Below are 22499 nucleotides of genomic sequence, written 5' to 3'. Positions count from 1 at the left end.
ATCAATACGCTATTATTTGTTTTTTAATTTTTCAGCCTGAGCGGTCCAGTTGTCACGTTCAATACGACCAGGAAAAAACTGTATCAAATCTGTTACAGTTTCTATATCTTCTTTTGTAAACTTGCTTATTTGATCAAAAGTGTATATTCCTATACTGTTTAACTTCTTTTCTATAAAAGGACCTACTCCACTAATTAGTTTTAGATCATCTTTTTCTGATTCATTCGCTTTTCCGAAACTTTCAAAATTCAATGTGGGTTTTTCACTATCTTCAAGTTTTGCTTCCGTTTCACCAGATGTTATTGCTGTTACTGTACCATCGGCTTCAACTGGAATAGGAGCAGAAAATGTAGTATTTGCCTTTTTAAAATTTCCACTTCTTAATTTTTCCTTTTCTCTAAGGCATTGATCTAATTTTTCTTGATATTTATTTTTGAGTGCCCATTTTGATAAAAACCATCCTAATAAGAATGCAATTAATAACAATAGTAGTAGGCACCACCAGTTTGCTTCGTTTAAAAAATCTAACATATTTGTAGTTATTTAGTTTACAATTATTTCTATTCTTCTGTTTTTTGCTTTGTTTATATCAGTATCATTTGGAGCGATAGGATTTGATTCTCCTTTAGATTCTGTAGTAAGTTTCTCTATAGGGATACTTTGAGAAACTAAATATTTTTTCACGTTATTTGCTCTAACTAATCCAAAATATTGATTACCTTCATTAGTGCCTACATCATCCGTGTGACCTGTGATTAAGACTTTTTTATCAGGATATTTATTTAAATATGCCTTAAGCTCCAAAGCATAATTTGTTAATGTAGCATCCGGTTTAAAATCTTTAGATCCAAAATCAGAATAAAGGGTTTTATTTGCGATACCTTTTTCGATTTCTTTTAACCTGGATTCATCAATTTTATCAAAGTTCAGAAGAATACCTCCATTGTAATATCCGTCATTGTTATAATCATAAGTGTTTAATTTCGCTTTAGTAACAATACGATCCCCATTTATACCCGCGTTAACCAAAATATCTTTCATGAAATTTGCTCTAGACACTCCAGTTAATGTATCTTTCTTTTGTTCCTCAAGGGTTTCATAACCATAAATGGTTAATTCTTGACCTTGATTTTCTCCAAGATAATCAGCTATCTTATTTTCAAAACCTCGAATACCATCTGGAATATTTACTGTAAAGTCAGTGTTATTAATCTGAAGATTTTCTGGATATCTAAAAACATCAGTATTTTGGGTATTCTTAGCGTAAAAGCCATGAGCTAGTGCTAAACTATCTTCATAGGTCTTTTTTGCTTTTGCCTCTGTTTCAGTATCGATTTGTTCTTCTACAATAGAAGATCCCTTATTTCTATCCCCAAGACACCAATTACAAGAGTAGTACCACCACATTCCCAGTAAGGCGAACAGAATAAAAAAAAGGAAGGAAATTAAATTTTTCATATGTTGATGATTAGTGTTATTCTTTTAAAGTTATAAAAATGTTTTAATTAATTTATTATGATTGAGTGATTTATGGTTTAAAAAAGACGAATAGCAAAAATTTAAGCTGAAATACATTTCAGAAAAAAATATTTTTTATACATTCGCAGAGTATTACAGAAAACATGAAAAATATTCTTTTACATCATCATCATTCTTGCATTTCCGCTCAGGCGTGGTAAGTTGATATGTGTATAAGTTAATCATATATAATAACCCGTTTGAGCATTCTCAAACGGGTTTTTTTATTTTAAAGCTTGTTTTGAATTGATCAAACACAACAACAAAAATATAATGTCAAAAATTAAAATTGCTATCCAAAAGAGCGGTAGACTTAACCAGGATTCCGTTCAGATTTTAAAAGATTGTGGGATTTCCATTGATAATGGAAAAGACCAACTAAAAGCAGCCACTAGAAACTTTCCAATGGAGGTTATGTTCCTTCGTAATGGCGATATTCCTCAATACCTAAGAGATGGTGTAGTTGATATAGCTATTATCGGAGAAAATGTCTTAGTGGAAAAAGGTAAGGATATCACTATAGCCGAAAGATTAAATTTTTCTAAATGTAAAGTATCTCTAGCAGTTCCGAAAGATGTGGAATATAATTCCATCAAAGATTTGGACGGAAAAAGAATTGCTACTTCATATCCAAATACGGTAAAGGAATATTTAAAAGAAAAAGGAATCTCTGCAGACTTACACCAGATTTCTGGATCTGTAGAAATTGCTCCAAATATTGGTTTGGCTGATGCTATTTGTGATATTGTGTCCAGTGGTAGTACACTGTTTAAAAATAACCTTAAAGAAGTAGAGGTTATGCTAACGTCTGAAGCTGTATTAGCAGTTTCTCCCGATATTAGTAATGAGAATAAAGAAATTCTGAAAAAACTACAATTTAGAATACAAGCTGTGTTAAAGGCTAGAGCTTCTAAATATGTATTGCTTAATGCTCCCAACGATAAAATTGATCGTATTGTAAATATCCTACCAGGAATGAGGAGTCCAACAGTTTTACCGCTTGCAGAAAAAGGATGGAGTTCGATTCATACAGTTGTAGAAAAGAATAAATTCTGGGATATTTTGGATGAATTAAAAGCAGAAGGGGCGGAAGGCATTTTGGTATGCCCAATAGAGAAAATGGTATTATAGTTAATTTTAAGAAAATGCAGAAGATATATAATCCAGATAGAAATACTTGGGACAAAATTTTAAGACGACCAACCCAAACCGTGGCAGATATTGAAAGTATTGTTTTAGATGTTTTTAAAGAGGTAAAAACTGATGGAGATGTTGCTATTGATAAATATACTCAGAAATTCGATAATGTATCTCTAGATTCAATATTGGTTTCTGAAGAAGAAATCGAAACAGCGAAGCAATTGGTTAGTCAAGAACTCAAAGATGCTATTGTACTTGCCAAATCAAATATAGAGGCTTTTCATGCGGCCCAGAAAACTGAAAAGGTATCCGTAGAAACTAAGGACGGAGTTAATTGTTGGCAAGAAAAGAGACCTATAAAGAAGGTAGGATTGTATATTCCTGGAGGTACCGCACCTTTGTTTTCTACAATTTTAATGCTTGCGATTCCAGCTAATATTGCAGGTTGTAAAGAAATAGTGCTATGTTCACCTCCTAATAAAGAAGGAAAAATAAACCCAGCTATTTTGTATACAGCGAATCTTTGTGGTGTAACCAAAATTTTTAAAGTAGGCGGAATTCAGGCGATTGCGGGAATGACATTTGGAACAGAAACTATTCCACAGGTATATAAAATTTTTGGTCCAGGAAATCAGTTTGTTACTGTGGCTAAACAATTAGCTACAAAATTCGGAGTTGCAATTGATATGCCAGCTGGTCCAAGTGAATTATTAGTAGTAGCAGATGATACGGCTAATGCATCTTTTGTAGCTTCAGATCTACTAAGTCAGGCGGAACATGGTAAAGATAGTCAAGTGATTTTAGTGTCTACTTCAAAAAAACTTATTTCAGAAGTAGAAAATGAAGTAGCTAACCAATGCAAGGTTTTACCAAGAAAAGAAATTGCAGAAGTGGCTATCTCTAATTCTAAACTGATTTATATTGATAATGATAAAGAAGCATTAGAGTTAATAAATGAATACGGCCCTGAACATTTTATTGTTTGTGTAGCAGATCAGAATTTTTATGTGGATAATATTATCAATGCAGGATCTGTATTTATAGGTAACTATACTCCCGAAAGTGCTGGAGACTATGCGTCAGGAACAAATCATACCTTACCAACCAATGGATATGCTAAACAATATAGTGGTGTGAATTTGGATAGTTTCATGAAGTCTATGACATTTCAGAAAATAACGAAACAAGGAATTAAAAATATAGGTAATGCTATAGAGATTATGGCAGAAGCGGAAGGATTACAGGCGCATAGGAATGCTGTAACTTTAAGATTGAATAGTTTAACAAAAGAATAAAGACTTAGGTTATATACAAGAAGTAAAAAAGTAAGATGGAGTGTAAAAATTGTAAATATACTTTAATTGAAAAAGCAGATTACTGTCAGGGTTGTGGTGCGAAAATTGTTACAGAAAGACTTACGGTAAAGGGGATATTTCTGGAATTTCTTAATAAGGTTTTTGGATGGGATAATACGTATCTAAGAACATTTAGAACAATGGTAGTAGCACCCGACAAAGTCGTTAAGGATTATATCGGTGGGGTTCGGAAAAAATTCATGCCTCCATTTACATTTCTTTTGATCGGTCTTACTATTGCAACACTCGTTTTTAATTCTTTTTCAGATAAGTATGCTGAGTTCTCCTCTGGTATGTTTGGTGAAAATTTTTATCGATTACAGTTCGATAGTGCTAAAGAAAAAGATGATTCTCTCAAAAGTTTAGAAAATGACGAGAAAGCATTTGAAGATTTCATGAAGGAGCAAATAGATAGTCATAAAAAGATGCAAGGTATGTTGCTAAAATATTTTAACCTCTTCGCTTTTCTGTCAATGCCTATGTATACTTTTATAGCATTTCTAGTTTTCGGAAGAAAAAAGTATAACTACGCAGAACACTTAGTTGTTAATTCTTATATACAAGGAGTCTCAATGATTGCAACCACTTTTTTGTTTATAATGGCATTGGTGATTCATCCATACATATTTTCTTCAGGTGTTTTAGTTGCAATTTTTTATTATTCGTTTACCTATAAAAGATTGTGTGATCTTACATTAGGCAGGACCTTATGGAAATTTATAAAATTTCTATTAATCTTAATAACTGTGTTTGTAGGAATAAGTTTTTCAATAGGAATAATACTGGCTTTATTAGCCAAGGTTTTTGGATTAAACTTTATGGATTAATGTTAGAAAATTAAAAACAATTAAATTATGAGATCCTGGAACAAATTCAGGACGTCAATAGAAATGAACAAAACAGAATTTAATATAAATAAAATAATAAGAGAAAACGTAAAAGGATTAAAACCATATTCGTCAGCAAGGGATGAGTATGTCTCTGATGGCTCTGAAATGATTTTTTTAGATGCGAACGAAAATCCTTTTGAGAATGGAGTAAATAGATACCCGGATCCTCAACAACGTAGTCTAAAGAAGGTATTAGCGGACCAAAAAGGAGTTTCTGCTCAGAATATTTTATTAGGAAATGGAAGTGATGAAGTTTTGGATCTTTTGTTTAGGGCATTTTGTGAACCTAAAGTGGATAACATTATAACATTACCTCCAACATATGGAATGTATAAAGTGTTGGCTAATATTAACAATATCAGAGAAAAGGAAGTTTTGTTAACTAAAAATTTTGAACCAAATGTGTTCGAAATTATAGAGGCAATTGATGCTGCTACAAAAATTATCTTCTTATGTTCTCCAAATAATCCTACCGGTAATTCTTTCTCAGAAGAAAATATTATTAAAGTCTTGCAGAGTTTTGAGGGTTTAGTTGTGATTGATGAAGCATATGTCGATTTTTCGTCAAAAGAAAGTTGGATCAACAAAATAGATTTGTATCCTAACCTTATTATTACACAGACATTGTCTAAAGCGTATGGTATGGCAGGAATTAGACTTGGGTTATGTTATGCTTCTGAAGAAATTATTAGTGTTTTGAATAAAATCAAGCCACCGTACAATGTAAATGAACTTACGCAGAAAAGAGCATTAGATCGAGTGATGGATGTAGCAACCATAAAAGGAGAGGTTACTAGTATTTTAGAGGAAAGAGAGAAAATGATTACTTCCTTAGAAGATGTTTCTTTTATAAAAGAAATTTATAAAACAGATGCTAATTTTGTTTTAGTAAGAGTGGATGACGCTAATAGGAGATATGATGAATTGCTCAAAGAAGGTATTGTAATACGTAATAGAACAACTCAGCCACTTTGTGAAAATACACTACGATTTACAGTAGGAACAAAAAAAGAGAATGAGAAATTAGTAGAAGTATTAAGACTGTTATAATTATTATTCTGGATTTGATCCGGAATTCAAGAATAGTAAAAAGTGTTTAATTAAAATAGATCCCGGCCTACGCTGGAATGATAAAACAATGAAGAAAGTATTATTTATTGATAGAGACGGAACCTTGGTTTTAGAACCACCTGTAGATTATCAACTAGATAGTTTAGAGAAGTTAGAGTTCTACCCAAAGGTATTCCAATACATGGCTAAAATTGCTGAAGAACTGGATTATGAATTGGTGATGGTAACCAATCAGGATGGGTTAGGAACTGATTCTTTTCCAGAAGATACTTTTTGGCCAGCACAAAATAAGGTAATGACTGCATTCGAAAAAGAAGGAGTCGTGTTTAATGCTGTTCATATTGATAAAACATTTGCTCATGAAAATGCCGATACGCGTAAGCCTAGAACAGGTTTGTTAACTGAGTATTTTGATAAAGAGAAGTACGATCTAGAAAATTCATTTGTATTAGGAGATCGAATCACAGATATGGAATTGGCAAAAAACCTTGGAGCAAAAGGTGTTTTTCTATCAGAAGATCCACAATTAGGTGCAGATGAAATAGAAACGGATACAAAAGCTATATCAGAAAGTATAGCGCTGACATCTACAGACTGGAAAGAGATTTATGAATTTTTGAAGTTAGAAGATCGAGTTGCCGAAATTACTAGAAATACAAATGAAACTAAGATTTATATCAAGCTAAATTTAGATGGTTCTGGTAAAAATAATATTTCAACAGGTTTGCATTTCTTTGATCATATGTTGGATCAGATTGGACGTCACGGTGCGATGGATTTGACTGTTAAGGTAGATGGTGATTTACACGTAGATGAACATCATACGATAGAAGATACTATGATTGCTTTGGGAGAATTGTTTTATAAAACCCTTGGTAATAAATTAGGTATCGAGCGTTATGGGTTTTGTTTACCTATGGATGATTGTTTAGCACAGGCAGCTGTTGATTTTGGAGGTCGTCCTTGGTTAGTTTGGGATGCTGATTTTAAAAGAGAAAAAATAGGTGATATGCCAACAGAAATGTTTTTCCACCTTTTTAAATCATTTACAGATGGTGCTAAGTGTAATTTAAATATAAAGGCAGAAGGAGATAATGAGCATCATAAAATAGAAGGTATATTTAAAGCATTTGCCAAAGCTATGAAAATGGCGGTTAAAAGAGATTCCAATAAGATGTTTTTACCAAGTACCAAAGGAATGTTGTAAAAAGATAGTATTGAATTTTTGTTAATAAAAACAAATACTTAATACTTAATACTTATTACTCACGACTTAATACTCATAATATAAATGAAAATAGTAATCATAAATTACGGAGCAGGAAACATTCAATCAATCAAATTTGCGATTCAACGATTGGGGTATGAAGCCGTCTTAAGTGATGATCCTCAGGAAATAAAATCGGCTGATAAAGTTATTTTTCCTGGAGTAGGAGAAGCAAGCAGTGCGATGGGTAAATTAAGAGATTCTGGTTTGGATACATTAGTGCCGCAATTAAAACAACCTGTTTTAGGAATTTGTTTAGGAATGCAATTGATGTGCAATTACACAGAAGAAGGCGATACTACTGGACTAGGTATTTTTCATATAGATGTAGTAAAGTTTAATCACGGTGTAAAAGTTCCACAAATTGGGTGGAACCAAATCGAATCATTAAGCTCTGCTTTGTTTCTAGGAATAGAAGAGAAGGAGTATATCTATTTAGTTCATAGTTATTATGCTCCAATAATGGAAGAAACTATTGCTCAATCTACCTATGGAGTAACTTACAGTACAGCTTTACAGAAAGATAATTTCTATGGAACTCAATTTCACCCAGAGAAGAGTAGTGATGCAGGAGAGAAAATTCTTCAGAATTTTCTTAGTATTAAGTAAAGAGTATAAAGTACTTAGGTTAGCAGTGTTCCAAAGAATTAGTATAAATAATGAATAAATATCAAGAATTAAGAATATGGGATAAGGCAATGAACTTGGTAGAGCAAGTCTACTCGCTAATGATGTTACTACCGGAAGAAGAAAAATTTGGTTTGGTGTCTCAGGTAAAAAGAAGTAGTGTTTCTATACCATCAAATATTGCTGAAGGAGCTGGAAGAAACTCAAGTAAAGAGTTTATTCGTTTCTTGAGCATAGCGAATGGATCAACAACTGAACTTGAAACTCAATTAATTTTAATTGTAAGGTTAAAATTTGTTTCAGAAGAAAAAGTAGAAGAATTATTAAAATTGTGTGCAGAAATTAAGAAGATGAATTATGCACTTCAAAAAAGTATTGAAAGAACTTAATACTTTATACTAAATACCTATTACTTGAAAATATGAGAATAATACCTGCAATAGATATCATTGATGGAAAATGTGTTCGACTTTCTAAAGGAGACTATGATACTAAGAAAGTGTATAACGAAAATCCACTAGAAGTTGCCAAAGAATTTGAGGCACACGGAATTCAATATTTGCATTTGGTTGATTTAGATGGGGCAAAATCTAAACATATTGTAAATCATAAAGTGTTAGATCAAATAGCATCTAAGACAAGCTTGAAGATCGATTTTGGTGGAGGTTTAAAAACAGATGAAGACTTAAAAATAGCTTTTAATAGTGGAGCTAATCAGGTTACTGGAGGTAGTATTGCTGTAAAAGACCCTGATGTTTTTAGATCTTGGTTAGAGAAATTCGGGAATAATAAAATTATTTTAGGAGCAGATGTACATAACGAAAAGATTGCGGTTAGTGGTTGGCTAGAAGAAAGTGATGAAGAGTTGATACCTTTTGTTAAAGAATATCAGAAAGAAGGAGTGTCCTATGTGATTTGTACTGATATTAGTAAAGATGGAATGTTAGAAGGACCTTCTTTTGATTTGTATAAAAAAATGTTGAAAGAAATAGAAGGTATAAAGTTAATTGCTTCTGGAGGAATTTCAATTTTTGATGAATTACCAAAACTTGCACAATTAGGATGTGAAGGAACGATTATAGGAAAGGCAATCTATGAAAATCGAATAAGTCTAAAACAATTAGCGAATTATATTCTTCAAAATACCTAGGTAAACAATGAATGAAGAAATATCACAGGAATTTAAGGAGCAAATTATTTATAGGTTGGATGAAAGCCTTAGGATGATTACTATTAGTTTTGGCAAACTTTCTGAAGATGATATCTGGAAACGATTTAATCAATCTTCAAATAGTGTGGGGAATTTAGTACTTCATCTTTGTGGTAATATTACTCAATATGCTATAGCTTCCTTAGAAGGTTTAGAAGATAAACGTGATAGAGATGCTGAGTTCGAAGCTAAAGAAGGCTTTGCTAAAGCAGAATTGTTATTAAAGCTAAAAAAAACAATAGAAGAAGCAAAAACAGTTCTATTAAATTGTTCGCTTGCTGAATTAATGAGAAAACGAGAAGTGCAAGGGTTTACTTTTTCAGGAATTGGTATAATGATTCACGTGACCGAACATTTGTCTTATCATACAGGGCAAATAGCTTTCTGGACAAAACAATTAAAAAATAAAGATTTAGGTTTTTACGATGGTATGGATCTAAATATTAAAAATGAATAAGTAATTAGTAGTTAGTAAAGAGTGAAAAAGAAAATACAGTTTTAGTTAGATAGATAAAACTTAATACTCGATACTTAATACTTATAATCTCAATATATGTTAACTAAGAGAATTGTACCCTGTTTGGATATTAAGAATGGTCGAACTGTAAAAGGCGTCAACTTTGTTGATTTAAGAGATGCAGGAGATCCTGTAGAATTAGCAGACGCTTATTCTAAAGCAGGAGCGGATGAGTTGGTGTTTTTAGACATTTCAGCTACTGAAGAAAGGAGAAAAACACTTGCAGATTTAGTACTTAGAGTCGCAGAAAAAGTGAATATTCCATTTACTGTTGGTGGAGGAATATCATCGATAGAAGATGTAGATATTTTACTTCAAAATGGAGCGGATAAAGTTTCTGTAAATTCATCAGCTGTAAAAAACCCGCAGCTTATTAATGATTTAGCGGGAAAGTTTGGAAGTCAGTGTATCACAGTGGCTATAGATGCTAAGCAAATTGATGGAAAATGGATCGTACATTTAGTAGGAGGAAAAGTACCAACCGAGCTTGATTTGTTTGATTGGGCAAAAGAAGTAGAAGAAAGAGGCGCTGGAGAAATATTATTTACCTCAATGGATAATGATGGGACTAAAGATGGTTTTGCAAATAAAGCATTAGCAAAATTATCAAATGATTTAAATATTCCAATAATAGCTTCTGGTGGAGCAGGTAATATGCAACATTTTGTAGATACTTTTAAAGAAGGAAAAGCAGATGCAGCATTAGCTGCAAGTGTTTTTCATTTTAAAGAGATAGAAATAGAAGATTTAAAAAGGGAATTGAGATCAAATGAAATTCCTGTAAGGTTATAAATGATTTATTATTCCAACTAAGATTGGGATTTGTAATATAAGATGAAATGATGGAAATAAACTTCAATAAAAATAATGATGGACTGGTTCCTGTTATAATTCAAGATGCAACCACGAAAAATGTCTTGATGCTTGGCTATATGAATGAGGAGGCATACAAAAAAACTATAGAAACTAAAAAGGTTACCTTTTTTAGCAGAACTAAAAATAAATTATGGACTAAAGGAGAAGAAAGTGGTAATTTTTTAAATTTAGTTGATATAAAGAATGATTGTGATAAAGACACACTACTGATTTACGTTGATCCTGTTGGTCCGACATGTCATACTGGTTCGGATACTTGTTGGAATGAAAATAACGAGCAGTCTTTTGGTTTTTTGACGGAATTAGAAAAAACAATTGAAGACAGAAAAGAAAATCAAGATAATGAAAATTCTTATGTTGCTTCTTTGTTTAGAAAGGGGATAAATAAAGTTGCTCAAAAAGTTGGAGAAGAAGCAGTAGAAGTTGTTATTGAAGCAAAGGATGATAATGAAAAATTGTTCTTAGACGAGAGTGCAGATCTACTTTTTCATTATTTAATTTTGTTACAAGCTAAAGGATTTAAACTTAATGATATAGTAAAAGTTTTAAAATCCAGAGGTTAGAGATGTAGGTGAAGATCAATTTTTGTAAGGGAATGGTTGTTTTTTAACATATTTTTATAATTTCGCCGGGCCTTTTGGTTTTAGTTAATTTTATTTCATTTTGACTGGTAACAAAAAGCTTAAAAATGACACTTACAGATAAACTAATTGATTTTGAAACAAAATTACACAAAGTTATTATTCGCTTTATTAATATTTTTTGGCAGTATTGGGAAAGTTTTTTCTCAATGTAACCAAGAACAAATGATAACCATTTGTAACATGGAGGCTATCGATTTCGATACAGATGGCACTCCGGATGGTATCATTAATTTGTATGATGAAACAGGTATAGTGTCAGAATCAGGAGATTTTTGGGAATCTACAGGAATAGAAGAAGGTGAAGAGGGAATAGAAGCTTCCGGAGTTTTAAGATTATGGCAGTTAAGAAATGCTTCTGATGGTTATTTTTTTGAACTTAAGAATCCGAATTGCCCAGATGGCTACAGAGTTAGAGTCAATGTTAAACTCGGGCCATATGCTGGTATTGCGGCAACAACTGGTTTCTTTCCTGTTTGCGATAATGATGATATTTGTACGCCTGGATTTGAAATAGACATTAACCTTTTTGATACATTAGAATCAAGAGAAGGATTCGCTCTTCCTCATCTAAACGGTATGTGGACTTATACAGGGGCTCTACCTTCTGATACATATATTCTAAGCGGCCCCAATTTTGGTACAACCATTGATAATAATGGAGGTTTCCCTGTGGATAGTGAAGATTTTAGTTTTAGGTATACAGTTGCTAATGTAGATACTTGCATTACTGAATTTGTAGATGTTCAGGTGACTGTAGTAAGACCTGTTACAGCGGGTTATGGATCATCATTTTCTATCTGTGAAGATGATATCGGATCATGGGATATGGATATTAATTTATTTGATGATCGATTTTTAAATGGAGAAGAATTAGGAGGAAGTTGGGAAGATGACGATAATACTGGTCAAATTACAAGTGCTACCGACGCAGTAATTAATTTAAAAGAGGTCTATGATGCCTTTAGAGCTTCTCCAGAATATGTTCCAGGCTTTAGTTGTATAGATTTTAGTTATACTTATAAGATCAACAGTAGGTCTCCTATATGTCCTAATGATGAAACAACGGTAATGTTTGTTATATATGAAGAGTTAAGGCAGTTTGCTCCTGAGAATTCCGTGGAAGAAATTTGTCCTAATTCTTCTCCAGCTCAGATTAATCTTTTTGATTTACTTGAGTTTGAACCTGGTTACGTTTATGTAGATGGTTCATTAGTAGATGATTTTGCGTATTGGACATTTCTTGGTGGTATTCCGTTCAATGGGGATCTTAATTTAGAAAATAATTTAAATAATACGCCAGAAGATGAACAACACCTAGGACCAATTACTATTACGGGAGCTAGGCCAGGAACTTATAGATTTAGATATGATGTAGTTCCTAGACAAAGCTGTGGCGCAACATTTTCTTATTCTGGTGATGTTTGTGATCCTATTAGTATAGAGAGTAACCCTTGTCCTTCTATTTCTACTGTAGTTACGATTGTAATTTTACCTCATGATTATGCAGGAGAAGATACATTAGATCTAATTATATGTCAGACAGATGCCGATCAATATAGTTTAAGAAGTTTGTTAAACTCAGATGGACGAACTATCGAAGAAGGCATTTGGACAGATAATAACAATGGAGGTAATGTAGTTGATAATATATTCTTGGTTCCTGAAGAAATTAATGCTCCTATTTCCTATTCTTTTACGCATACAACTACTAATCCTTCTGGGTGTGTTGATGAAGCTTTATTAGAGTTTACTATTTATAAAGAAGCTAATGCTGGAGCAGGAAGTGGGGTCGATACAACATTATGCTCTGATAATTTAACGGTAACGCTTTTCAATCTTCTAGAAGGTGACCCTGATCCGACAGGAATTTGGATTGGACCTTTTGGCTATATGTCACCAGACCATCTTGGTATTTTTGATGCTTCAGATAATTCATTGCCAATTCTTGGTCCAGGGGATTATGTATATACTGTTGGTGGTAATATTGGTTGTAGTTCTCAAGATCAAGCAACAGTAACTATAGCTATTATAGAACCTACGGAAATTGGTAACGATAGAAGTGATTCTTTTTGTGAAATTGATGGGCGGGTAAACTTGTTTACAATTTTAGATAATGATACTCCAAGAACAGGAAGTTTTCAGGATATAGAAAATACAGGGGCCTTGACGCCAGATGGAGTAGTAGAGTTTGATTTATTACCAAATCCTGATAATGAAATTAATAAAATATACAATTTCAGATATGTAATTCCTAATACTGTTCCTTGCGATGAATCTTCATTAAATGTAGAGGTGCAGATTATAGACTTACCAGAGCCTAATGTGCCAGATCAAGAATTCTGTATTCTTGATGGAAAAAGATTGGATGATATAGAGGTTGATGTATTAAACTATAATTGGTATCCTACGTTAGAAAGTGATATGCCTATTATTGATAATCCATTACTTTTTGATAATCAAATCTATTATATCGCAACGGTAGATGCTGATAATTGCGAGTCAGAAAGAGTAACGGTTGCTATCAATATTCTTAATATTGGTGAACGATTCTCTAATGGGGATATATGCGCATTGGATTTTCAAGATGGAGTTTCCCCAGATGGAAATAATCAGAATGATACTTTTGATTTGTTTATTGAGGATCAATTTAATATTCCTGTTGCTTTCCCAGATTTTGACTTGAAGATATTCAACAGATACGGAACTGAAGTATTTGTGGGTAACAGAAATACAGGGGAGTTTAGAGGAGAAAGTAATGTTTCTATTCGATTAGGAGATGATTTACCTTCTGGAACTTATTTCTACATTTTTACACCAAATTTTGAAAACAACTTTCCTATTCAAGGAAGCTTTTACCTAAGCAGATAAACAATGAAATCACGATTAATTTTTAGTATAGCGATAGTTTTCTGCTCGGTATTGTATGCACAGCAGGAACCACAATATTCTCAATATATGTATAATATGAGTACGGTAAACCCTGCTTATGTTACGAATCAAAGTGGGTTAATTTCTACGGGTTTATTATATAGAAGACAGTGGACAGGTATTGAAGGTTCACCAGAAACAGCAAATGTATTCGGAAATATTCCTTTAAGTGAGAAGATTGAATTAAGTGTAAATTATGTAAATGATCGAATTGGAGATGCAATTAGCACTAACAATAATTTTTTTAATATTGATTTTGCATATATAACCCGTATTTCAGAACGTTTTAAAATGTCTTATGGTCTAAAAGCTGGGATTAATAGTTTTAAATTGGATGCTTCTGGTTCTGATGTTGCAGATGATCCTGCATTTGCAGCGAATAATTCTGAGTTACAACTTAATATAGGAGCGGGACTATTCTTGTTTTCTAATAATTTTTATGCAGGAATCTCTTCTCCCAATTTATTGCCTAATGATGTGGCTGTTGATGGTATTGGTATTTCTCAATCAAAGACTCACTTATATGGAGTTACAGGTTTTGTGTTTGACCTAGTGGATGAGGTTAAACTAAAACCATCTATGGTCATAAAACAGGTGTTAGATTCTCCACTTACATTTGATGTTTCGCTTAATTCTTTGATTTATAATAAATTCGAATTAGGAGTTTCTTATCGTTACGAGGATGCTTTTATTGCTTTAGCAGGTTTTAATATAACAAGAAATCTAAAAGTAGGATATTCATATGATTTTAGCACAAGTGAATTAAGTGGATATAATAATGGAAGTCATGAAATTATTCTGTTGTATAATTTCGATTTACTCAATTTTAGTAATAAATATACATCTCCAAGATTTTATTAAGATATGAAAACTAAAATAATATTTGTATTCATTTTATTGATTACACAAGTTATCTTTTCTCAGAAAAAGAGTAGAGCAGATCGTTTTTTTGACAATGGAGATTATATAAATGCGGCGCTGCAGTATGAAGACGAATTAAACCAAGAAGGATATGAGAAGCATATTCTTGAGAATATTTCTACCTCATATTACAATACATTTCAGTTTAAAGAAGCGTATAGATATCTTAAAATTTTGACTTCTGGAAAGTTTTATGGAAAGGATAAAACTATTGATAATTCATATAATTTCATGATGTATCAGGTGCTTTCTGCATTAGGTAAATACGAAATGGCCATTGACTTTCTGGCGTTATACAAAAAAAACGAAGAAACAGCTGCCTTAGATAAATCAAATGCAATAGCAATTATAGAAGCATTTAAACTTAAAGATGATGATTACACCATAACGCCTTTGGAGTTTAACTCTAAAGGATCAGAATTTGGTGCTGTAAAACTGGATAGTACTATATATTTTACCTCGGATAGAAACTCTACTGGTTTTATGAGTAAGAACTATAAATGGACACACCGACCGTTTTTGGATATATATGCAGTAAAAGTTAATCAGGAAAATGCTACAGTTTCTGAGATTGAAGCTATTTCTGGAGAAATTAACTCTAAGCTTCATGAAGGTAACTTTTGTTTTACCTCTGATGGTAATACTATATATTTTTCAAAAAGCAATTCAGAGAAAGGGAAAATAAAGTTTGATAGCTTAAGGAATAATTCAATTCACTTGTATAAAGCTGACAAAGTTGATGGTTCTTGGCAGACTCCAGTAAAGTTAGCATTAAATAATAGAGAGTACTCTCTAGAACATCCAACAATTACTGCAGATGATAAAATTTTATATTTTTCATCTAATATGCCAGGAGGATATGGAGGTTTCGATATTTATTCGACAGAGATAAATGCAGATGGAACTTATGGAGTTCCAGTTAATCTTGGAACTACTATAAATACAGAAAACAGAGAACAATTTCCTTTTATTTCTAAAGAAGGACATCTATTCTTTTCTTCTAATGGTCATTTAGGATTAGGGATGATGGATGTTTTTGTGTCAGAAGTAAAAGAAGGAGTATTCATGAAGCCTATAAATTTGGGAGCGCCAATCAATTCTAGTTACGATGACTTTTCTTTAACTTACTATAATGAGGATGATGGTTTTTTTGCTTCGAACAGAAAAAATAAAACAGAAGATGATATGTATTCTTTTTCGCAGATAGGAGAGATATTTTTAAAAGAATATCAAGTAAGGTTCGAAGTAAGAGAATTTTCTACAGATAATTATATTCCTAACGCTAGTGTGATTCTATATGACACTGATAAGAAAATGGTTTATGAAAAAGAACTAGACTCAATAGCGTCTTTTAATATAAATATTTTTCCAGGGAAGTATGATTTTAAAGCTTCTTCTAATGGGTATCAGACTAAAATTAAACCCATTTTGATTAAGGAAAAAGAAGAGGAGACTTATAAGATTTATTTAGAGAAGAAGAAAGAACCTATTATTGCAGAAAATTCTGAAGAAAATAAAATTGAAGTTATTGATACTGCTAAAGATAATAAACGAACAAAAAAAGAAGAACTTATTGGCGAGGAGCTTAGGCTTAAGTTGCTTTCAGATAAAGTAGGTCCGCAGGTAATAGAAAAGAACGGTAAGCTCTATTTTGATCTTCCTCCAATTTATTTTGATTATGATAAGTGGAATATTCGAGTAGATTCTAAAAAGGTATTAGATGAGTTTGCATTAAAATTAGATAAATATAAAACTGTATATATTAAGATAGATTCTCATACTGATAGCAGAGGAACTGATTCGTATAATCAGGTTTTATCGGAGAAAAGAGCGGAGTCTACTCGTAATTATCTGGCATTAGTTGGGTATGTGAATGCTAGGAGAATGAAGTTTGAAGGATTTGGAGAGTCCCAACCCTTAATAAATTGTGAAGATAAAATATGTACAGAAGAAGAACATCAAACAAATCGTCGGAGCGAGTTTGAGATCGTTAAATACTAAAGAATTTGATATAATCTATAATACTTTGCTTTCTAGTAAATTAAATTGTATTTTTGCAGCCCTTTTTAACGAATAAGAGAATATAAAAAGGATTGAAATAATTTAATTTAACGCTTCTGTATACGTTTTCGTATTGATTCTCAAACAAATACAGGATACAAATTTTATCTTCAATGTCTGAAGAAACAAAAAACACAGACGTTCAGGAAGTAGAGGCTCCAAAGGCAGCTCCAGCTGTATCTCCTCAACAAGAAAACCCTGAGCAATTTTTAAAAGATTTTAACTGGCACAACTACGAGGAAGGTATCGATCCAATCGAAGATTCAAAACTTGTAGAATTTGAAAAGCTAGTTGCAGAAAATTTTGTTGACACCTTAAATGATGAAGTAGTTGATGGAACGGTAATTAATATTACTGATCGTGATGCTATTATTGACATTAATGCAAAGAGTGAAGGTGTTATTTCATTAAATGAATTTCGTTACAACCCAGACCTTAAAGTAGGTGATAAGGTTGAGGTATTAATTGATGTGCGTGAAGATGCAACAGGTCAATTAATTTTATCTCACCGTAAAGCACGTGTGATCAAGGCTTGGGATAGAGTAAATAATGCTCACGATACAGGCGAAATCGTAAACGGTTTTGTTAAGTGTAGAACTAAAGGTGGTATGATTGTAGACGTTTTCGGTATCGAAGCGTTTTTACCAGGTTCTCAGATTGATGTGAAGCCTATTCGTGATTATGATGCATATGTTGGTAAGACAATGGAATTTAAAGTGGTTAAAATCAACCATGAATTCAAAAACGTTGTTGTATCTCACAAAGCGCTTATCGAAGCAGATATCGAAGAGCAGAAGAAAGAGATTATTGGTCAATTAGAAAAAGGTCAGGTATTAGAAGGTACTGTTAAGAATGTTACTTCTTACGGTGTATTCGTTGATCTTGGTGGAGTTGATGGACTTATCCATATTACGGACCTTTCTTGGTCTAGAATTAACCATCCAAATGAGATTGTTGAGCTTGATCAGAAATTAAACGTAGTAATCTTAGACTTTGATGAGGCTAAGACTCGTATTCAATTAGGTCTTAAGCAGTTGAAACCACATCCGTGGGAAGCTCTTAATAATGAACTTAAAGTTGGAGACAAGGTAAAAGGTAAAGTTGTTGTTATAGCTGATTACGGTGCGTTTATCGAAGTTGAAGAAGGAGTAGAAGGATTGATTCACGTTTCAGAAATGTCTTGGTCAACGCATTTGCGTTCTGCACAAGATTTCGTAAAAGTAGGAGATGAAGTAGAAGCTGTAATCCTTACATTAGATAGGGAAGAGCGTAAAATGTCTCTTGGTGTTAAGCAATTAACTCCGGATCCTTGGACTGATATTACAACTAAATACCCTGTAGCTTCTAGGCACACAGGTATCGTTCGTAACTTCACTAACTTTGGAGTATTCGTAGAGTTAGAAGAAGGTATCGACGGATTAATTTACATCTCGGATCTTTCTTGGACTAAGAAAATCAAGCATCCATCAGACTTTACTAATGTTGGTGATAAACTTGATGTTGTAGTTCTTGAATTAGATGTAGAAGGACGTAAATTAAGTCTTGGACACAAGCAGACTGAGGATAACCCTTGGGATAAGTATGAAAAAGAATTTGCTGTTGGAACTAAGCACACTAACACCATTACTGAGATTGTAGACAAAGGTGCTACTATCGATTTTAATGAAGATATCGTTGCTTTCGTGCCATCTCGTCATCTAGAAAAAGAAGACGGCAAGAAGCTTACTAAAGGCGATGAAGCAGAATTCCAGATCATTGAATTCAATAAAGAATTCAAGAGAGTTGTAGCTTCTCATACTGCTTTATTCAAAGAAGAAGAAGCGAAGATCGTTAAACAAGCTGCTAAGAAAGCCGCTGCAGGTAACTCAGAGAAAACCACTCTTGGTGATATTGACGCATTAGCAGATCTTAAAGCTAAAATGGAAAAGGGAGGTAACTAAATCTCTTAATTTCAATATATAAGAAAGACCGTTCGTAAGAACGGTCTTTTTTTGTTTATATATTTCTTTATGATATTCGGTATAATGAAAACAGAATTGTTAAAACTTATATAGATCCACTGATGTAATAACTCTAAATTTTATTACTTTTGTATACCAAATATCTATTTGGAGATTATGAGTCAAAAATTACTACTTAGTGCAAAAGAGATAGATATTATTCTGCACCGTTTGGCTTGTCAATTAATAGAGAATCATACTCATTTTAAAAATACTGTTCTTATAGGTGTGCAACCTAGAGGGATTTTCTTGGCCGATAGAATAAAAAATATTTTAGTAAAGGATTATAGCCTTTCCGACGTTAAAATGGGGTATCTTGATATTACATTTTACAGAGATGATTTCAGAAGAGGAGAAAAACCTTTGGAAGCTAATAAAACCCATATCGATTTTACTGTAGAAGATAAACGTGTGGTTTTTATTGATGATGTTTTATATACCGGAAGAAGTATTAGATCAGCGTTAACGGCGATACAATCTTTTGGAAGACCTAGAGAAATAGAGTTACTTACGTTAATTGATAGACGTTTTAGTAGACACTTACCAATACAGCCTAATTATCGCGGAAGACAAGTGGACGCAATTAATCAAGAAAAAGTAAAAGTGCATTGGTTGGAAAATGGTGGAGAAGATGCTGTATATTTAATAAATAATTAAAGTTGAATAATTTCTGAAATGCTATCAAAAACATTTTGGGAGTATAATAAGAATATAAACGAATGAGCGAATTAAGTGTGAATCACTTACTGGGAATTAAATATCTTACTGAAGAAGATATAAACCTCATTTTTGAAACTGCTGATCATTTTAAGGAAGTAATTAATAGACCGATAAAAAAAGTTCCTTCGCTTAGAGATATAACGATTGCTAACCTGTTTTTTGAGAATAGTACAAGAACAAGGTTATCATTTGAACTTGCTGAAAAAAGATTATCTGCGGATGTTATTAATTTTTCTGCGGCGTCATCTTCGGTTAAAAAAGGAGAAACTCTTATTGATACAGTTAATAATATCCTTTCTATGAAAGTGGATATGGTGGTGATGAGACATCCTAATCCGGGAGCTGGTGTTTTTCTTTCTAAGCATGTAAATGCAAGTATTATAAATGCAGGTGATGGGGCTCATGAACATCCGACTCAAGCGTTATTAGATTCATATTCGATAAGAGAAAAATTAGGAGAAATACAAGGAAAAAAAGTAGTTATTGTTGGAGATATTTTGCACTCTAGAGTGGCATTATCAAATATTTTTGCGCTTAAATTACAAGGAGCAGAGGTAAAAGTCTGCGGTCCGAAAACCTTAATACCAAAGTATATAGAAAAACTTGGGGTTACTGTAGAAACCGACCTTACTAAAGCTTTAAAATGGTGCGATGTTGCTAATATGTTACGAGTTCAAAATGAACGTATGGAAATAAGTTATTTCCCCTCTACTCGAGAGTATACTCAGCAATTTGGAGTAAATAAAAGGTTATTAGATAGCCTTGATAAAGAAATTGTAATAATGCATCCGGGACCTATCAATCGTGGCGTAGAAATCACGAGTGATGTTGCTGATTCTAAGCAAGCCATAATATTAGATCAGGTTCAGAACGGAGTAGCAGTGAGGATGGCGGTTATTTATCTTTTAGCTTCAAAAATAAAACAATAGACGTATGATATTTAATAAAGAAGGTGCAACAACTATAATTACACAAGAAAAAGCTACTATAGTAGATTTCGTAAAAGGAATTGAGGGTAAATATGAATCCCTAAAAAATGATAATATCGTGGTGAATCTTTTTTCATTGAAAGAGTTGTCTGTAAACGATATTAATGAATTTCTAAGAGTTTCGAAAAAACATAAAACCAATAAGCGATCGTTTGTTATTGTTACCGATAAAGTGTCGTATGATGAAACTCCAAAAGAGATTACAATTACCCCAACTTTAATAGAAGCATTAGACTTAATTGAAATGGAAGAAATCGAAAGAGATCTAGATTTCTAATTTTTTTTCTTGTTCTGTAATTTTTAAAGTTTTTTTACGTCATAATTACTATGAATAAATTAGCCCCATCATTTATTCTTGTGTTTGTATTTATATTTTCTGGAACTACTTATGCACAAGATTGGAAATACGATTTTGACGAAGCAAAAGCTTTAGCAAAAGAAAAAAATCAAAATATAGTCTTACTTTTTACAGGATCTGATTGGTGCCCTCCTTGTATAAAATTAGAAAGAAAGATATTCTCTGATCCCGAGTTTAATAAATTTGCTGATCAAAATTTTGTTTGGGTAAAAGCAGATTTCCCTAAGCGTAAAAAAAATAGGTTGCCAGAGATTCAGCAAAAAAAAAATATGGAACTTGCGCAACGATACAATAGAAAAATGGTGTTTCCGGTTATTTTGATGATTGATAAGCAAGGCGAAGTTCTCGGTGCTACTGGGTATAGAAAAATGTCTGCAAAACGGTATATAGAATTGCTTACTACTTTCGATTCTTTTGGACACTGAGATTGATTAATATATAAGATTAGAGTATATTCACACAGTTTAAAATTAAGAAGTAAAGACAATTGAAAGTAACAATTTTAGGTTGCTATTCGGCAACTCCCAGAACGTTTACGAACCCAACTTCACAGGTGTTAGAAATAAACAATCATATTTTTCTTATTGATTGTGGAGAAGGTACTCAGGTGGAACTTAGAAGAAATAAGGTGAAGTTCTCTAGGATCAATCATATTTTTATTTCTCACCTTCACGGAGATCACTTTTTTGGTTTAGTAGGTTTAGTTTCTACGTTTAGGATGTTAAATAGAGAAAATCCACTACATATATATGGACCAAAAGGAATTAAAGAAGCAATTACATTACAATTAAAACTTTCTAATTCTTGGACAGATTATCTTTTGCATTTTCATGAGCTTAGTAACCCAGATTCTGAAGTAGTATTTGAGGATGAAAAGGTGGTAGTTCGTACAATTCCACTTCAACATCGAATTTACTGTAATGGGTTTTTATTTCAAGAAAAATCTGGTGATCGAAAACTACTAATGAGTAGAGTTTATGATTATGAGATAGATAAAGTGTATTACAAGTCGATTAAGAAAGGAAAAGATGCAATATTGGAAGACGGAAGGATTATTCCTAATACTGAATTAACAGATGATCCGCTTCCTGTTAAAAGTTATGCTTTTTGTAGTGATACTAGGTATGACGAGTATAAAATACCTTTAATTGATGGGGTTACCGCTTTGTATCACGAATCAACCTTTCTAGAAAGTCACAAACATTTATGTCAGAAAACTGGCCATAGTACTGCTATTGAAGCAGCAACTATTGCAAAAAAAGCAAATGTAAAAAACTTGATTTTAGGACATTATTCAACAAGGTATGGTAATATTGAGCAATTTAAAGATGAGGCATTAACAGTCTTTGATAATGTAGAAATTGGAGATGACGGCAAAGTTTTTGAATTCTAAATAGAAGAATTCAC

General features: G+C 32.5%; 22 protein-coding genes. 20 read left to right on the top strand and 2 right to left on the bottom strand.

What is annotated here, in order from left to right:
- Nucleotides 1-12 precede the first annotated feature (12 nt).
- Together Q0921_RS04230 and Q0921_RS04225 are read right to left on the bottom strand one after the other, a co-directional pair.
- The gene (locus Q0921_RS04230) at nucleotides 13-531 is read right to left on the bottom strand and encodes a hypothetical protein (protein WP_299253748.1); all 519 of its coding nucleotides are present in this window, start codon (nucleotides 529-531) and stop codon (nucleotides 13-15) included.
- Between the two features lie 12 nt (nucleotides 532-543).
- Complete coding sequence (locus Q0921_RS04225) at nucleotides 544-1458, bottom strand: OmpA family protein (protein ID WP_299253745.1); 915 nt, start codon at nucleotides 1456-1458, stop codon at nucleotides 544-546.
- 333 nt (nucleotides 1459-1791) lie between these two features.
- Here Q0921_RS04225 and hisG point away from each other — a divergent pair, with 333 nt between their 5' ends.
- The 20 genes from hisG to Q0921_RS04125 all read left to right on the top strand — a co-directional run bounded on the left by hisG (nucleotide 1792) and on the right by Q0921_RS04125 (nucleotide 22485).
- Nucleotides 1792-2649: an ATP phosphoribosyltransferase gene (gene hisG, locus Q0921_RS04220; RefSeq protein WP_299253742.1), complete on the top strand. Its 858-nt coding sequence runs from the start codon at nucleotides 1792-1794 to the stop codon at nucleotides 2647-2649.
- Nucleotides 2650-2663: 14 nt separating this feature from the next.
- The gene (hisD, locus tag Q0921_RS04215) at nucleotides 2664-3953 is read left to right on the top strand and encodes a histidinol dehydrogenase (protein WP_299253738.1); all 1290 of its coding nucleotides are present in this window, start codon (nucleotides 2664-2666) and stop codon (nucleotides 3951-3953) included.
- Nucleotides 3954-3988: 35 nt separating this feature from the next.
- The gene (locus Q0921_RS04210) at nucleotides 3989-4840 is read left to right on the top strand and encodes a DUF3667 domain-containing protein (RefSeq protein WP_299253735.1); all 852 of its coding nucleotides are present in this window, start codon (nucleotides 3989-3991) and stop codon (nucleotides 4838-4840) included.
- Between the two features lie 27 nt (nucleotides 4841-4867).
- Nucleotides 4868-5953 (top strand): histidinol-phosphate transaminase, encoded by a 1086-nt coding sequence (gene hisC, locus Q0921_RS04205; protein ID WP_299253732.1) that lies wholly within the window; start codon nucleotides 4868-4870, stop codon nucleotides 5951-5953.
- 88 nt (nucleotides 5954-6041) lie between these two features.
- Nucleotides 6042-7181, top strand: coding sequence for a bifunctional histidinol-phosphatase/imidazoleglycerol-phosphate dehydratase HisB (gene hisB, locus Q0921_RS04200; RefSeq protein ID WP_299253728.1), 1140 nt, complete (start codon nucleotides 6042-6044; stop codon nucleotides 7179-7181).
- A gap of 84 nt (nucleotides 7182-7265) precedes the next feature.
- Nucleotides 7266-7850, top strand: a complete 585-nt coding sequence (gene hisH, locus Q0921_RS04195) for an imidazole glycerol phosphate synthase subunit HisH (RefSeq protein WP_299253725.1) — start codon at nucleotides 7266-7268, stop codon at nucleotides 7848-7850.
- A 50-nt stretch (nucleotides 7851-7900) separates the two neighbouring features.
- Nucleotides 7901-8257 carry a four helix bundle protein gene (locus tag Q0921_RS04190; RefSeq protein ID WP_299253722.1) on the top strand — a complete coding sequence of 119 codons (357 nt, stop codon included), beginning with the start codon at nucleotides 7901-7903 and terminating at the stop codon, nucleotides 8255-8257.
- A gap of 32 nt (nucleotides 8258-8289) precedes the next feature.
- Nucleotides 8290-9018, top strand: a complete 729-nt coding sequence (gene hisA / locus Q0921_RS04185) for a 1-(5-phosphoribosyl)-5-[(5-phosphoribosylamino)methylideneamino]imidazole-4-carboxamide isomerase (RefSeq protein WP_299253719.1) — start codon at nucleotides 8290-8292, stop codon at nucleotides 9016-9018.
- A 7-nt stretch (nucleotides 9019-9025) separates the two neighbouring features.
- A complete protein-coding gene (locus Q0921_RS04180) occupies nucleotides 9026-9535 on the top strand; it encodes a DinB family protein (RefSeq protein WP_299253716.1) in 510 nt (169 codons plus the stop codon).
- A 96-nt stretch (nucleotides 9536-9631) separates the two neighbouring features.
- Complete coding sequence (hisF, locus tag Q0921_RS04175) at nucleotides 9632-10387, top strand: imidazole glycerol phosphate synthase subunit HisF (protein ID WP_299253713.1); 756 nt, start codon at nucleotides 9632-9634, stop codon at nucleotides 10385-10387.
- Between the two features lie 50 nt (nucleotides 10388-10437).
- Entirely contained in the window at nucleotides 10438-11034 is a 597-nt protein-coding gene (gene hisIE, locus Q0921_RS04170; RefSeq protein WP_299254748.1) for a bifunctional phosphoribosyl-AMP cyclohydrolase/phosphoribosyl-ATP diphosphatase HisIE, read from the top strand.
- A 243-nt stretch (nucleotides 11035-11277) separates the two neighbouring features.
- Nucleotides 11278-13983, top strand: a complete 2706-nt coding sequence (locus Q0921_RS04165) for a gliding motility-associated C-terminal domain-containing protein (RefSeq protein WP_299253710.1) — start codon at nucleotides 11278-11280, stop codon at nucleotides 13981-13983.
- Nucleotides 13984-13986: 3 nt separating this feature from the next.
- Complete coding sequence (locus Q0921_RS04160) at nucleotides 13987-14904, top strand: type IX secretion system membrane protein PorP/SprF (RefSeq protein WP_299253708.1); 918 nt, start codon at nucleotides 13987-13989, stop codon at nucleotides 14902-14904.
- Between the two features lie 3 nt (nucleotides 14905-14907).
- Complete coding sequence (locus tag Q0921_RS04155; RefSeq protein ID WP_299253706.1) at nucleotides 14908-16965, top strand: OmpA family protein; 2058 nt, start codon at nucleotides 14908-14910, stop codon at nucleotides 16963-16965.
- 173 nt (nucleotides 16966-17138) lie between these two features.
- The gene (rpsA, locus tag Q0921_RS04150; protein WP_299253704.1) at nucleotides 17139-18965 is read left to right on the top strand and encodes a 30S ribosomal protein S1; all 1827 of its coding nucleotides are present in this window, start codon (nucleotides 17139-17141) and stop codon (nucleotides 18963-18965) included.
- A 177-nt stretch (nucleotides 18966-19142) separates the two neighbouring features.
- Nucleotides 19143-19682, top strand: coding sequence for a bifunctional pyr operon transcriptional regulator/uracil phosphoribosyltransferase PyrR (gene pyrR / locus Q0921_RS04145; RefSeq protein WP_299253701.1), 540 nt, complete (start codon nucleotides 19143-19145; stop codon nucleotides 19680-19682).
- Between the two features lie 62 nt (nucleotides 19683-19744).
- A complete protein-coding gene (locus Q0921_RS04140) occupies nucleotides 19745-20674 on the top strand; it encodes an aspartate carbamoyltransferase catalytic subunit (RefSeq protein ID WP_299253698.1) in 930 nt (309 codons plus the stop codon).
- A 4-nt stretch (nucleotides 20675-20678) separates the two neighbouring features.
- The gene (locus Q0921_RS04135; protein ID WP_299253695.1) at nucleotides 20679-21011 is read left to right on the top strand and encodes a ribonuclease Z; all 333 of its coding nucleotides are present in this window, start codon (nucleotides 20679-20681) and stop codon (nucleotides 21009-21011) included.
- 50 nt (nucleotides 21012-21061) lie between these two features.
- Nucleotides 21062-21517, top strand: a complete 456-nt coding sequence (locus Q0921_RS04130; RefSeq protein WP_299253692.1) for a thioredoxin family protein — start codon at nucleotides 21062-21064, stop codon at nucleotides 21515-21517.
- A gap of 62 nt (nucleotides 21518-21579) precedes the next feature.
- Nucleotides 21580-22485, top strand: coding sequence for a ribonuclease Z (locus tag Q0921_RS04125; protein WP_299253689.1), 906 nt, complete (start codon nucleotides 21580-21582; stop codon nucleotides 22483-22485).
- Nucleotides 22486-22499 lie beyond the last annotated feature (14 nt).

It is taken from the genome of uncultured Aquimarina sp., assembly GCF_947496855.1.
Classification (GTDB): domain Bacteria; phylum Bacteroidota; class Bacteroidia; order Flavobacteriales; family Flavobacteriaceae; genus Aquimarina.
This window is presented reverse-complemented; position numbering and strand designations above follow the sequence as displayed.

Excerpts from the sequence above, each read along its gene's own strand:
- hisD (WP_299253738.1), top strand. The coding sequence starts at position 2,664 with ATGCAGAAGATATATAATCCAGATAGAAATACTTGGGACAAAATTTTA.
- Q0921_RS04210 (WP_299253735.1), top strand. The coding sequence starts at position 3,989 with ATGGAGTGTAAAAATTGTAAATATACTTTAATTGAAAAAGCAGATTAC.
- Q0921_RS04160 (WP_299253708.1), top strand. The coding sequence starts at position 13,987 with ATGAAATCACGATTAATTTTTAGTATAGCGATAGTTTTCTGCTCGGTA.
- rpsA (WP_299253704.1), top strand. The coding sequence starts at position 17,139 with ATGTCTGAAGAAACAAAAAACACAGACGTTCAGGAAGTAGAGGCTCCA.
- pyrR (WP_299253701.1), top strand. The coding sequence starts at position 19,143 with ATGAGTCAAAAATTACTACTTAGTGCAAAAGAGATAGATATTATTCTG.
- hisH (WP_299253725.1), top strand. The coding sequence starts at position 7,266 with ATGAAAATAGTAATCATAAATTACGGAGCAGGAAACATTCAATCAATC.
- Q0921_RS04155 (WP_299253706.1), top strand. The coding sequence starts at position 14,908 with ATGAAAACTAAAATAATATTTGTATTCATTTTATTGATTACACAAGTT.
- hisB (WP_299253728.1), top strand. The coding sequence starts at position 6,042 with ATGAAGAAAGTATTATTTATTGATAGAGACGGAACCTTGGTTTTAGAA.
- Q0921_RS04225 (WP_299253745.1), bottom strand. The coding sequence starts at position 1,458 with ATGAAAAATTTAATTTCCTTCCTTTTTTTTATTCTGTTCGCCTTACTG.
- hisC (WP_299253732.1), top strand. The coding sequence starts at position 4,868 with ATGAGATCCTGGAACAAATTCAGGACGTCAATAGAAATGAACAAAACA.
- Q0921_RS04180 (WP_299253716.1), top strand. The coding sequence starts at position 9,026 with ATGAATGAAGAAATATCACAGGAATTTAAGGAGCAAATTATTTATAGG.
- Q0921_RS04230 (WP_299253748.1), bottom strand. The coding sequence starts at position 531 with ATGTTAGATTTTTTAAACGAAGCAAACTGGTGGTGCCTACTACTATTG.
- Q0921_RS04130 (WP_299253692.1), top strand. The coding sequence starts at position 21,062 with ATGAATAAATTAGCCCCATCATTTATTCTTGTGTTTGTATTTATATTT.
- Q0921_RS04165 (WP_299253710.1), top strand. The coding sequence starts at position 11,278 with ATGATAACCATTTGTAACATGGAGGCTATCGATTTCGATACAGATGGC.
- Q0921_RS04140 (WP_299253698.1), top strand. The coding sequence starts at position 19,745 with ATGAGCGAATTAAGTGTGAATCACTTACTGGGAATTAAATATCTTACT.
- hisA (WP_299253719.1), top strand. The coding sequence starts at position 8,290 with ATGAGAATAATACCTGCAATAGATATCATTGATGGAAAATGTGTTCGA.
- hisG (WP_299253742.1), top strand. The coding sequence starts at position 1,792 with ATGTCAAAAATTAAAATTGCTATCCAAAAGAGCGGTAGACTTAACCAG.
- Q0921_RS04135 (WP_299253695.1), top strand. The coding sequence starts at position 20,679 with ATGATATTTAATAAAGAAGGTGCAACAACTATAATTACACAAGAAAAA.
- hisIE (WP_299254748.1), top strand. The coding sequence starts at position 10,438 with ATGGAAATAAACTTCAATAAAAATAATGATGGACTGGTTCCTGTTATA.
- Q0921_RS04190 (WP_299253722.1), top strand. The coding sequence starts at position 7,901 with ATGAATAAATATCAAGAATTAAGAATATGGGATAAGGCAATGAACTTG.
- hisF (WP_299253713.1), top strand. The coding sequence starts at position 9,632 with ATGTTAACTAAGAGAATTGTACCCTGTTTGGATATTAAGAATGGTCGA.